General features: G+C 42.4%; 12 protein-coding genes. All 12 read left to right on the top strand.

The window, feature by feature from the left end; all coding sequences use genetic code 11:
* Positions 1-304: 304 nt before the first annotated feature.
* Positions 305-1309 (top strand): RhuM family protein, encoded by a 1005-nt coding sequence (rhuM, locus tag ACKI5G_RS04900; RefSeq protein WP_407398190.1) that lies wholly within the window; start codon positions 305-307, stop codon positions 1307-1309.
* A 468-nt stretch (positions 1310-1777) separates the two neighbouring features.
* Entirely contained in the window at positions 1778-2758 is a 981-nt protein-coding gene (locus tag ACKI5G_RS04895) for a hypothetical protein (protein WP_407398188.1), read from the top strand.
* Positions 2759-3429: 671 nt separating this feature from the next.
* Positions 3430-3750, top strand: a complete 321-nt coding sequence (locus ACKI5G_RS04890) for a HicB family protein (protein WP_407398186.1) — start codon at positions 3430-3432, stop codon at positions 3748-3750.
* A gap of 28 nt (positions 3751-3778) precedes the next feature.
* Positions 3779-3979 (top strand): hypothetical protein, encoded by a 201-nt coding sequence (locus tag ACKI5G_RS04885; protein WP_407398184.1) that lies wholly within the window; start codon positions 3779-3781, stop codon positions 3977-3979.
* Positions 3976-4806: an AraC family transcriptional regulator gene (locus ACKI5G_RS04880; RefSeq protein ID WP_407398182.1), complete on the top strand. Its 831-nt coding sequence runs from the start codon at positions 3976-3978 to the stop codon at positions 4804-4806. Before ACKI5G_RS04885 ends, ACKI5G_RS04880 begins: the two co-directional genes overlap by 4 nt.
* Positions 4807-4985: 179 nt before the next feature.
* Entirely contained in the window at positions 4986-6068 is a 1083-nt protein-coding gene (gene gmd, locus ACKI5G_RS04875; protein ID WP_407398180.1) for a GDP-mannose 4,6-dehydratase, read from the top strand.
* Complete coding sequence (locus ACKI5G_RS04870) at positions 6065-7009, top strand: GDP-L-fucose synthase family protein (protein WP_407398178.1); 945 nt, start codon at positions 6065-6067, stop codon at positions 7007-7009. The genes gmd and ACKI5G_RS04870 overlap by 4 nt, the downstream gene beginning before the upstream one ends.
* A gap of 7 nt (positions 7010-7016) precedes the next feature.
* Positions 7017-8333: a sugar phosphate nucleotidyltransferase gene (locus ACKI5G_RS04865; RefSeq protein WP_407398176.1), complete on the top strand. Its 1317-nt coding sequence runs from the start codon at positions 7017-7019 to the stop codon at positions 8331-8333.
* 116 nt (positions 8334-8449) lie between these two features.
* Positions 8450-8824 (top strand): desulfoferrodoxin family protein, encoded by a 375-nt coding sequence (locus ACKI5G_RS04860; RefSeq protein ID WP_407398192.1) that lies wholly within the window; start codon positions 8450-8452, stop codon positions 8822-8824.
* A gap of 139 nt (positions 8825-8963) precedes the next feature.
* Positions 8964-9950 carry a type I phosphomannose isomerase catalytic subunit gene (locus ACKI5G_RS04855; protein ID WP_407398174.1) on the top strand — a complete coding sequence of 329 codons (987 nt, stop codon included), beginning with the start codon at positions 8964-8966 and terminating at the stop codon, positions 9948-9950.
* Between the two features lie 302 nt (positions 9951-10252).
* Positions 10253-11125, top strand: coding sequence for a UTP--glucose-1-phosphate uridylyltransferase GalU (gene galU, locus ACKI5G_RS04850; protein WP_407398172.1), 873 nt, complete (start codon positions 10253-10255; stop codon positions 11123-11125).
* Between the two features lie 8 nt (positions 11126-11133).
* Positions 11134-11513, top strand: a 380-nt coding sequence (locus ACKI5G_RS04845) for an SDR family NAD(P)-dependent oxidoreductase (RefSeq protein ID WP_407398170.1), incomplete at its 3' end; no start/stop codon positions are given.

The following is an 11513-nucleotide window of genomic DNA, read 5'->3' as shown; positions in this document are numbered from 1 at the left end:
GGAGATAATCTGGTGTTATCTCTTTACCGAAGACAATGAAAATTGCCTTCTAAAAATATTGGGAGGTAGTGACACTTTCCGTAGCCAAGTAGCGACAGTAAAGCATAGCATTCTGGCGACAGGGAGGCGTGTCAGTAACAGTAGGTTCACATTCCATGGGAGATACTTTGATGTTTACGTTGTGATGTATTGTCATTATATGTTATAATTGTAATCAATGGAACATGTTTTCTACAAAACAGATTACCTATAAATGGTAATCATAAAGGAGCCCACGAAAAAGCGAGGGAAGGATTAAGAGAGTATGTTTTTCTTTTTTGATGATGCAGTGGCAGATAATATCATTATATACAATACAGATGATGGTAAAACCAATGTAAAGCTATACGCTGATGATGGTACAGTATGGGCTACGCAAAAAGCGATTGCGGATCTATTTTGCAAAAATGTATCTACCATATCTAGACATATAAATTCGATTTTATCTGAAGGTGAGCTTAACGAAAAAAGCAATTTGCGTAAAATGCAAATTGCAAATTCAGACAAACCTGTAATGATTTATAGTTTGGAGGTAATACTAGCAGTTGGTTTTCGGGTACGCTCTACCAGAGGTACGCAGTTCCGTAAGTGGGCAAATACAACATTAAAAGAATATCTGCAAAAAGGCTTTGTGTTAGATAAAGATAGATTAAAGAATCCTGATGGCCGTCCAGATTACTTCGATGAATTACTAGAACAAATAAGGGACATCAGAGCTAGTGAAAAAAGATTCTATCAAAAGCTACGTGATTTGTTTGCTTTGTCTGTTGACTATGATAAAACCAATAAAGATACTAATATGTTTTTTGCGGAAGTACAGAATAAATTATTATATGGTGTTACTGGTATGGCTGCGGCAGATATTGTACTTGCCAGAGCTGATGCTACGAAAGAAAATATGGCTTTGACATCATGGAGTGGGACACGAGTAAGAAAAGTCGATGTTATTATTGCCAAAAACTATCTTACTGCTGATGAAATAGATTATCTTAATAGGCTGGTGACTATTTTTCTTGAAACAGCTGAATTAAGAGCGAAGCAGAACCATACGTTGACCCTTTCTTATTGGCGTAATACCGTAGATGGTTTGCTAACTTCTAACGGTGTTCCTTTACTTATTGGAAAAGGCAAACATTCTGCCGAGGATATGAAAAAAACGGTCTTTGAAATATACGCAGATTTTGACAATAGACGAAAAAAGTATGAAGCTGAGCAGGCAGACAAAGATGATTTGGCGGAGCTTGATGCCGCTTTAACGAAGTTGAAATAGATTATATTGAGCATAATGGATTAAATAATATATCACGATGTGCTGTAAGTATGATTTAGTGGGCATTAAAAGTGCAGCACATTAAAATCTTGGTTAAGAAAGAATGTGTTTCACCTTCTCACAACGGCAATAGATACTGGAAGAATTCAAATGACAACTTATCGATTTGTACCTACTTGGCAGATCGTTTAAGAAGCTCGCAGATGGATATGGCTTAGTCGAGCAAATTTTTTACAAATGGATGAAACTATATGCAGCAACCATCAAGGTTGATGAGAAAACACAACCATTCAAGGTATCATGAAGTGCATCAAGACTAAAGGGATAACATTGGTGGTATATGAGCCAGCCTTGGAATCTGGCAACACATTTTGGGGACGTAAGCTAATCGGGAACTTAAGGCCAGCTATCTGATTTCTTTTAGGTTTGAGACGACACAATGTTAGAGGAAACGAGGAATGATTTCTTATGGATAGTATTGAAAGAGAGGAATTTTGGAAAGCACTCTGCAAGATTCAAGATGATTTACCTGAGCATATTCATGAACTCGTTGCTACAATAAAACATCCACAATATTTGTGTAGATTTCGTTCCGTAAACGAGAGTTCATTACAACAATTACAAGAGAACAAATTATTTTTTTCTTCTGCTGATTATTATGATGACCCGTTCGATACATTTATTCATGTTGATTTTGCGCGTATAAAAGCGTTGTATAAAATTACCAGAGATATATTAAAAACAAACAATCCCGATGGTGATGTTTTATTTAAAAATGTAGCGCAAATTGTTGGCATAAGTGCTGAACAATTTGTAAATAATCTGAAAAATGATGAATTTGATTTATCAAGTTTTGTGTATAATATAAATCATATACGAACGACGATACAAAAATTACTTTTTTCTATATGTTTTTGTGAAGATGAATTGAACGAGACACTGTGGATAAAGTATGCAAATAATTACAAAGGATTTTCCTTGGTTTACGATGTAAGAGACGAAAAAACATTTTTGTGTGGTATAGAAGATAGGTGTAAAGATTGTAAATTGATGTCAGAAAGGCCGTACATATATCCCGTTTACTATAGTGCGGTTCCTTATGATGCAACGCAGTACGCGTTGGCTTGTCTACTGACGGGAAAAAGCTTGCCATCTCAATTTGGAAAAGTATTGCGTGATGCTTCGATTTGGCAGGCTGAGCGTATTTCACTTATAAAAAAGAAGTGTCACGAATATGATCAGGAGTGGCGTATGATTCGTCCAGAGATGATGTCAAAGCGGACATATATAAAAATGAAACCACATAAAATAATATTGGGATTAAAGATGCCCGATTACGAACGAATGTTGGTTATCTCAGCAGCTAGATTAGCTGGAATAAGTACGATTGAAGAGCTTTATATTAATGATTTAGACCAATTAGCCAGTCGTGTATTAGTGCAAGCTTAGAACGGATTATTCTGATGTTGTATAAATAAAGTTGACAACCTTTCCTCAAGGATTTCATGTATAATCAAGAGGAAAGAGAGGCCGCTTTACATGAAAAGAAATCAATGTACTTACAACCATGAATATAAGGTTCAGACCGTAAAACTGGCATAAAAATTGGATCAGTCGCAGTCGCCAGAGAACTTGGCATATCAATGAATACTATTTACATATGGGTTAGACGTGTAAGACTTGGCAAAGTAGATATTGGAAATGGTGCTCATATGCCTTCCGAAGCCCGTACACTTAATGAGGAACTAATACAGGCACGTAAGCAGATAAAAGCTCAGGAAAAGGAAATTTTTCCATTATCTCGCACATAGTATTAACTCCTTGTATAATAAGCTTTGTAGACAAGGCGGATATCTTGCTTACAAAACTTATTATACGAGAAGATTACTAATATGTTGTTTACTGACATTGTACCACAATATTTTATGTGAAAATAATTATTTTATTAAGGTACAAATATATTCGTCAAAAGATATTAAATTATTTATATGATTGGTGAGAAATAAATATAATTATTCATGAAGATTCATCCAACTTAATAGGTAGTGGACATTTGATGAGGTGCTTAACCTTGGCGGAGCGACAGCGAAAGAATGGGGACGTATCAAGAGGCCACAGAAATGGCCATTGATTGTCTGGCGGGTTATTTATATGAGTTAAAGCAAAGTGGTGAACCGTTTCCGGAACCAACCCCACAGAATAAGGTTAACGTAAAAGCAGAAGCAGACGAGGATGATGATTATACAGGAGAGGATATTACTGTTACAATGGTTAATGTAGATGTTGATGAATATGCAAAGAAGTATTTTAATAAATCGGTCAAAAAAACATTAAGTATTCCACGATGGATGAATGATAAGGCAGTTTCGGCGTGGATTATTTTTTCTCAAGTATTACAAAATGTATTAAAAGCTGAGTTATCTATGAGAAATCTATTATAATTAAATTACATAAGGAGACGAGTAAGTTATGCATTCTGAAAAATATGATTTGCCAAAGCGTATAGAGTCAGATTTGGCATTGCTTGCTGAAAAGTTCACTGTGTTGACAAAAGCTTCGGAACAGGACTTAGAAAATGAATTTATCATAATAAGTAAATATATTCCGGAATTTCAGAAAATGGAAAATGCTGTAAATGACAGATATGGGGATGTACTTGGTAAGATATGAAGACAGTTACCACAACCAGAATTCAATATACCCCATCACCATTTGCCAGAGCCTCGCTGCTTCACCTGGCCGAGGTGGGCTCGCTGACAGCTTTGAAGCCCCATACATCACAGCGGGTGAATTTGGGCGGTCTGTTGTTGTTGGTAGTGGAGACGGGCTCAGGGGAAGTGGCCACTGCTGGGAAGAAGTATCGTCTTACAAAGGGTGACGTGGCCTTTGTTGATTGCTCACAGCCTTATTCCCATAGCACCGGGGATGATTTATGGTCCATTCATTGGGCTCATTTTGATGGGCCGGCAGCCTTATCCATTTATGCCAAATTCCTTGCCCGGGCGGGGCGGCCGGTGTTTAGTGCACCGGATATTGACTCGTATTTAGAGCTGTTCAATGAGCTCTTTGATACTGCAGCGGGAGCCTCCTATGTGCGGGATATGAGCATTAACACCATGTTGTCCTCTCTTTTGGAAAAGGTAATGGGGGACTGCTGGGGCGGTGAAAAGCCGGAGCCAAAGGATAATGTGGAGGCCATACGGCTGTATATGGACAACCATTATATGGAAGATATTACTTTGGAAAAATTATCCAATGAATTCTTTTTGGAAAAGACCTATTTAGGTCATATCTTTTCCAGGGTGACGGGGATTTCCCCTATAAAATACCTGTCAAATGTGCGCATCAGAAAAACTAAGGAATTGCTTCGATTTACGGGAAATACCTTGGCAGAAATAGCTGGTAAGGTGGGCTTTTCCTCGGAGCAATATTTATCAAGGGTGTTTAAGTCTGTAGAGGGAATTTCCCCAAGGGAATACCGAAAACGCTGGAAATAATGGATTGCCGCCTTGAAACTAAACTATATAATAAACACAAGATTGTGCAAGTTTTCCCCAAGAAAATGGGTGGCAGGAATAAACAGAATATGAAAGAATAGTGCAAAAGCCGGTGGGGTGATTGCACCTGGACAATCTCTCTGCATAGGCAGGGAGATTTTTATTTTGGAGGTATTTAGATGAAAAAGGCATTAATTACTGGCGTTACCGGTCAGGATGGTTCATATTTGGCAGAGCTTTTGTTGGAGAAGGGCTATGATGTTCATGGCATTATTCGCCGTTCTTCCGTAGATTATCGTGAGCGGATTGCCCATCTGGAGGGAAAGCCGAATTTCCATCTTCATTACGGTGATATGGGTGATTCCATGGGACTGATGGCGGTTATAAGTACTGTGCGTCCTGATGAGATTTACAATTTGGCTGCCCAGAGCCATGTACAGGTGTCCTTTGACGCACCTGAGTTTACGGCCGATGTGGATGCTACTGGTGTATTGCGCATTTTGGAGGCGGTTCGCCTGTGTGGTTTAAAGGATACCTGCCGCATTTATCAGGCGTCTACTTCAGAATTATATGGCAAGGTGGAGGAGGTACCTCAGAACGAAAATACTCCGTTCCATCCATATTCCCCTTATGCGGTGGCCAAGCAGTACGGTTTCTGGATTACCAAGGAATATCGTGAGGCGTACAATATGTTCTGCTGCTCCGGTATTCTGTTTAATCACGAATCCGAGCGCCGTGGCGAGACCTTTGTTACCAGAAAGATTACCCTGGCGGCAGCCCGCATCGCCCAGGGCAAGCAGGACAAGCTGTACCTTGGCAACCTGGACAGCCTGCGGGATTGGGGTTACGCCAAGGATTATGTAGAGTGCATGTGGCTGATTCTCCAGCACGACAAGCCGGAGGACTTTGTTATTGCTACAGGTGTACAGCACTCCGTGCGTGAATTTTGTCAGTTGGCCTTCCATCATGCCGGTATTGAGCTGGAATTTACTGGCGAGGGTATGGAGGAAAAGGGTATCGACAAGGCAACTGGCAAGGTGCTTATTGAAGTAAGTCCTGATTTCTATCGGCCGACTGATGTAGTAAATCTTTGGGGTGACCCGACCAAGGCCAAGCGGGAGCTGGGCTGGAATCCGACCAAGACCACCTTTGAGGAGCTGGTAGAAATCATGGTGAAGCACGATATGGAAAAGGTGGCGGCTGAGCGTATTACTGAGCGGGTAAATTTAGCTGAGTTCTTGGAAAAGGGTGTCATAAAATGATGGAGAAAAATGCAAAAATCTATGTGGCCGGTCATCGTGGTATGGTGGGCTCGGCCATTGTCCGTGAGCTTGAACGTCAGGGGTATACAAATATAATTACCAGAACTCACAGCGAGCTGGATTTATGCCGTCAGGACCAGGTGGAGCAATTCTTCGCTGAGGAAAAGCCGGAGTATGTCTTTTTGGCAGCCGCCAAGGTTGGTGGCATCGTGGCCAATTCCGAGGCGTTGGCTGATTTCATGTACGATAACATGATTTTGGAGATGAATGTTATTAATTCTGCCTGGAAAAATGGCTGCAAGAAGCTGGAATTCCTGGGGTCTTCCTGTATATATCCCCGCATGGCTCCTCAGCCTATGCCTGAAAGCTGTCTGCTTACCTCTGAGCTGGAAAAGACCAACGAGGCCTACGCCTTGGCTAAGATTTCCGGCCTGAAATATTGTGAATTTTTAAATCGTCAGTACGGAACTGATTATATTTCCGTAATGCCAACCAATCTTTACGGACCAAATGACAATTATCATCCGGAGCACAGCCATGTGCTGCCGGCCCTTATACGCCGCTTTCACGAGGCCAAGGAAAGTGGTGCTAAAAGTGTTACCTGCTGGGGAGATGGCTCTCCATTGCGGGAATTCCTCTACGTGGATGATTTGGCCAATCTATGCGTATTTTTGATGAATAACTATAGTGGCAATGAAACCGTCAATGCGGGAACAGGTAAGGAATTGACCATAAAGGAATTGACGGAACTGGTGGCCAAGGTTGTAGGCTATGATGGAGAAATTCTGTGGGATACCTCTCGGCCAAATGGCACGCCACGAAAGCTTTTGGATGTATCAAAGGCTACTAAATTAGGCTGGACCTATAAGACGGAGCTGGAGGATGGTATCCGTCTGGCCTATAAGGACTTTTTGGAAAATCCAATGCGGGCAGAGCGGTGATTAGTATATGAATATAATTTTACTTTCCGGTGGCTCCGGCAAGCGCCTGTGGCCACTTTCCAATAATATTAGAAGTAAACAGTTTATTAAAATTTTTAAGCAGTCAGATGGTACTTATGAGTCCATGGTGCAGCGGGTGTATCGTCAGATTAAGCAGGTGGATCCTGAGGCTAAGGTTACCATTGCCACATCCAAGACCCAGGTTTCTGCCATAAATAATCAGCTGGGGGAAAACGTTGGTATTTCTGTGGAGCCTTGCCGTCGGGATACCTTTCCGGCCATCGCTCTGAGCACTGCGTATCTTGTGGATGTGCTTAAGGTGAATCCGGAGGAATCCGTGGTGGTATGCCCTGTTGACCCTTATGTAGAGGATGATTACTTTAAGGCTTTGAATGATTTGGCAAAGCAGGCCGATAAAAATGAGGCCAATTTGGTACTCATGGGCATTGAGCCTACATATCCCTCAGAAAAATACGGCTATATTATTCCTGAAACTTCAGAGGAAATTTCCACGGTGTCCACTTTTAAGGAAAAGCCTGACAAAGAGGTGGCAGCGGAATATATTTCTAAAGGTGCCTTGTGGAATGGTGGCGTTTTTGCCTATAAGCTGCAATATGTTATGGATATAGCCCATAAACAGTTTGATTTTGAGGATTATTATGACTTGTTCTCAAAGTATGCCACATTGCCAAAGATTTCCTTTGATTATGCGGTGGTGGAGAAGGAGCCTAAAATTCAGGTGCAGCGTTTCCGCGGTCAGTGGAAGGATCTGGGAACCTGGAATACCTTAACGGAGGCTATGGAAGAACCTATAGTTGGCCGTGGTGTATTGAATGAGACCTGCTCCGGGGTGCATATTGTAAATGAAATGGATGTGCCTGTTCTGGCTATGGGACTTCACGATGTAGTTATTTCGGCATCTCCTGAGGGAATACTGGTTTCTGATAAGGAACAAAGCTCATATATTAAGCCTTTTGTAGAAAAGTTTAATCTGGAAATACGTTTTGCGGAAAAGTCCTGGGGAAGCTATAAGGTTATCGATGTGGAAAAGGGCTCCATGACCATAAAAGTGACCCTTCATGCCGGTCATTCCATGAATTATCACAGTCACAAAAATCGCGATGAGGTTTGGGTGGTGATTGAGGGTTGTGGCAGAACAATTGTGGACGGCATGGAGCAACGGGTAAAAACCGGTGATGTCATATCGATGGCGGCCGGATGTCGCCACACGATTATTGCCGAAAGTGAATTGAAGCTGGTCGAGGTACAGCTTGGTGATGCGATTAGCGTGGAAGATAAGCAGAAATACAACTTAGAGAAGTGATAAAGTTATATTGGTTTATAAAATTTTCCTTTTATTTTTCATAATCCTATAATATACTTAGCTTGGATATCCGTTTTGAGTGATTTTGTTAATATCATGTGTATTGATGGGAGTGAATCGAAATGAGATTTTTCAAGTGTGATTTGTGCGGTAATATCGTTGCAGCGGTTAGTGAAATCAAGGGGCCTTTGTCCTGCTGCGGTCAGGGGATGACCGAGCTTATTCCGGGCACTACCGATGCGGCCCAGGAGAAGCACGTTCCGGCAGTCAGCACGGATGGCAACAAGGTTACGGTCAAGGTGGGCAGTGCAGAGCATCCTATGACGGACGCCCATTATATCCAGTGGATTGCCATTGAGACCAACAAGGGCTGTCAGATGAAGCAGCTTACCCCACAGGATAAGCCGGAGGCTACCTTCCTGCTTGGTGAAGGCGAGACCTTGGTTGCAGCCTATGAGTATTGCAATCTTCATGGCTTGTGGAAGGCTTGAGGTTACAAATTTAAACCAGTAAAATAATTAACACTTTAAAGGACTGGCACTGGCCGGTCCTTTTGTTTATACTATAGGAATGAAGATAAAATGAAAACTTATTCAGGTGGAGTGAGGAAGCTCTTTTTGAGGTGAGTTGATGGAAAGAAAACCTTTTTTGATGAAGCCTACAGGTAAGGATTATATCTGGGGGGGCAGTCGCCTTAATGATGATTTTTCAAAAAACATAGATATGAGTCCTCTGGCGGAGACCTGGGAGTGCTCTACCCATCCCGATGGACCTTCTTTTGCCTGTGGTGGAATTTTTGACGGCAAAAGCCTTAGTGAGATACTAAAAGAACACCCTGAATTTTTGGGTACTCACCCTAAGACTAAGGGTGAGCTTCCTATATTAATTAAATTTATTGATGCAAAAAAAGACCTTTCAGTGCAGGTTCATCCCGATGACGAATATGCCCAAAGGAATGAACACGGACAGATGGGAAAGTCGGAGATGTGGTATGTGCTGGATGCCAAGTCAGACAGTCATCTTGTCTATGGGCTTAACTATGATATGGATGCGGACACTATACGTAGTGGCATAGAAAATGGTACTTTGGAAAAGCATTTGCAAAAGGTGCCTATAAAGCCTGATGATGTGTTTTATATTAAAGCTGGGACCATTCATGCCATTGGAGCAGGGGCTTTGGTAGCGGAGATTCAGGAAAGCTCCAATCTGACTTATCGCCTTTACGATTATGACAGGGTGGATAAGTATGGCAACAAGCGTCAGCTCCATGTAGACAAGGCATTGGCAGTGGCTGATCTGAAAGGTGCTGCAAAGCCACGACAGCCAATACATTCTTTGAAGTATACTCAGGGCTGTGCTACAGAGCTTCTGTGCCGTTGTAAGTATTTCGAGGTAAATCGGATGCTCATAAACACCGAGCGGGTACGTCAGCTGGTGGAATATCGGGCAGATGAAACTTCCTTTAGGGTGCTTTTGTGTACCAATGGGTGTGGTACTTTATTTATTAATGAAACCGAATTTATTAAGGTGTTTAGGGGAGACTGCATATTCTTCCCGGCAAATTCGGAAACCGTAAAAATCCATGGAAAAATGCAATTTTTGGATATAAGAGGATAAAAAGACAGGGCCAGTTGGGCATATATAGCAGCATGGGTTGCTGTGTGAAGCATTCGGGCAAAGCACGTTAAGAAAATGGCTTTTGCATACTTGTATTAGCTGTAAAAATCAATTGTTTGAGCGACGCGAAGCTAGTCCTTTAGGGCGAAGCGAGTTTTGATTTTTACTGCTATTTAATAAAGCAAAAACAGTTTTAGTGCTGCGACCCGAGCTGAACACAGTAGCCTATGCTGCTCTATTATTTTGCTTTAAAATATGCTAAAATTAATTGTTACCATAAAATAACGTACGGAGACGATAATATGCAGAAAATCAGAAAGGCAGTTATTCCGGCAGCGGGCTTTGGTACCCGTTTTTTGCCGGCCACCAAGGCTACGCCAAAGGAAATGCTGCCAATTGTCGATAAACCAACCATTCAATACATAGTAGAAGAGGCTCTGGAAAGCGGTATTGAGGAAATACTCATTATCAGTGGTCATGCCAAGCGGGCAATCGAGGACCACTTTGATTCTGCCCCGGTGCTGGAGGCTATGCTGGAGGAAAAGCACAAGGATGACCTTCTGGCCATGGTGCGGGAGACGGCTGATATAAATATCCATTATATCCGTCAGAAGCACATGCGTGGATTGGGGGATGCTATACTCTGCGCCCGTTCCTTTATGGGCGGCGAGCCCTTTGCAGTGCTTTTGGGTGACGATGTGGTTTACAACGAGGGTAAACCGGCATTGAAGCAGCTTATTGATGTCCACGAATCCTATGGTGGCAGTGTTCTTGGCTGCCAGCTGGTGCCTGATGACAAGGTGAGCTCCTATGGCGTGGTAGCCGGTGAGCAAATTGCCGGGGCGGGCCTTTTGAAGGTTACGGACATGATTGAAAAGCCATCCATCGAGGAAGCACCAAGCAACATGGCGGTGCTGGGCCGTTACATCATTTCTTCATCAATCTTTGATATACTGGAAAATACTCCACCAGGCAAGGGCGGGGAAATTCAGCTTACGGATGCCCTGAAGGTACTGGCGAATAATGAGCCGGTATGGGCCTTTAATTTTGAAGGAAAACGGTATGATGTAGGTGACAAGCTGGGCTTTTTGAAGGCTACAGTGGAATTTGCCCTGCGTCGTGAGGACCTTGGAGGAGACTTTAGAGAATATTTGAATGATGTATTAAAAAAATGAGGTCGCCTATGAAAATTTTGTTAGCAGGGGGAGCCGGGTATATTGGCACCCATACGGCATTGTCCCTTTTGGAAAGCGGTCATGAGGTAGTGGTCGTTGACAATTATGATAACAGCAGCCCTGAAGCCGTCAGAGGGGTGCAGGAGCTTAGCGGCAAGACTGTAGCCCTCTATGAGAACGATGTAAAGGACAGGGCTCAGATTATGAAGGTAATGAAAAAGGAGCAGCCGGACTGTATCATTCATTTTGCCGGTTTAAAGGCGGTGGGGGAGTCCGTTCAGCAGCCTATCCGCTACTATCGCAACAATATAGATACCACTCTGACATTACTGGAATGTATGGCAGAGACCGGCTGCAAGGAAATCGTCTTTTCCTCCTCTGCCACCGT

Origin of the sequence: Anaerovibrio sp. (genome assembly GCF_045637405.1) — a bacterium.
GTDB lineage: Bacteria > Bacillota > Negativicutes > Selenomonadales > Selenomonadaceae > Anaerovibrio.
Note: the sequence above shows the minus strand (reverse complement) of the source record. Positions and strands in the feature narration are given on the sequence as shown.

Excerpts from the sequence above, each read along its gene's own strand:
- rhuM (WP_407398190.1), top strand. The coding sequence starts at position 305 with ATGTTTTTCTTTTTTGATGATGCAGTGGCAGATAATATCATTATATAC.
- ACKI5G_RS04895 (WP_407398188.1), top strand. The coding sequence starts at position 1,778 with ATGGATAGTATTGAAAGAGAGGAATTTTGGAAAGCACTCTGCAAGATT.
- ACKI5G_RS04890 (WP_407398186.1), top strand. The coding sequence starts at position 3,430 with ATGGCCATTGATTGTCTGGCGGGTTATTTATATGAGTTAAAGCAAAGT.
- ACKI5G_RS04885 (WP_407398184.1), top strand. The coding sequence starts at position 3,779 with ATGCATTCTGAAAAATATGATTTGCCAAAGCGTATAGAGTCAGATTTG.
- ACKI5G_RS04880 (WP_407398182.1), top strand. The coding sequence starts at position 3,976 with ATGAAGACAGTTACCACAACCAGAATTCAATATACCCCATCACCATTT.
- gmd (WP_407398180.1), top strand. The coding sequence starts at position 4,986 with ATGAAAAAGGCATTAATTACTGGCGTTACCGGTCAGGATGGTTCATAT.
- ACKI5G_RS04870 (WP_407398178.1), top strand. The coding sequence starts at position 6,065 with ATGATGGAGAAAAATGCAAAAATCTATGTGGCCGGTCATCGTGGTATG.
- ACKI5G_RS04865 (WP_407398176.1), top strand. The coding sequence starts at position 7,017 with ATGAATATAATTTTACTTTCCGGTGGCTCCGGCAAGCGCCTGTGGCCA.
- ACKI5G_RS04855 (WP_407398174.1), top strand. The coding sequence starts at position 8,964 with ATGGAAAGAAAACCTTTTTTGATGAAGCCTACAGGTAAGGATTATATC.
- galU (WP_407398172.1), top strand. The coding sequence starts at position 10,253 with ATGCAGAAAATCAGAAAGGCAGTTATTCCGGCAGCGGGCTTTGGTACC.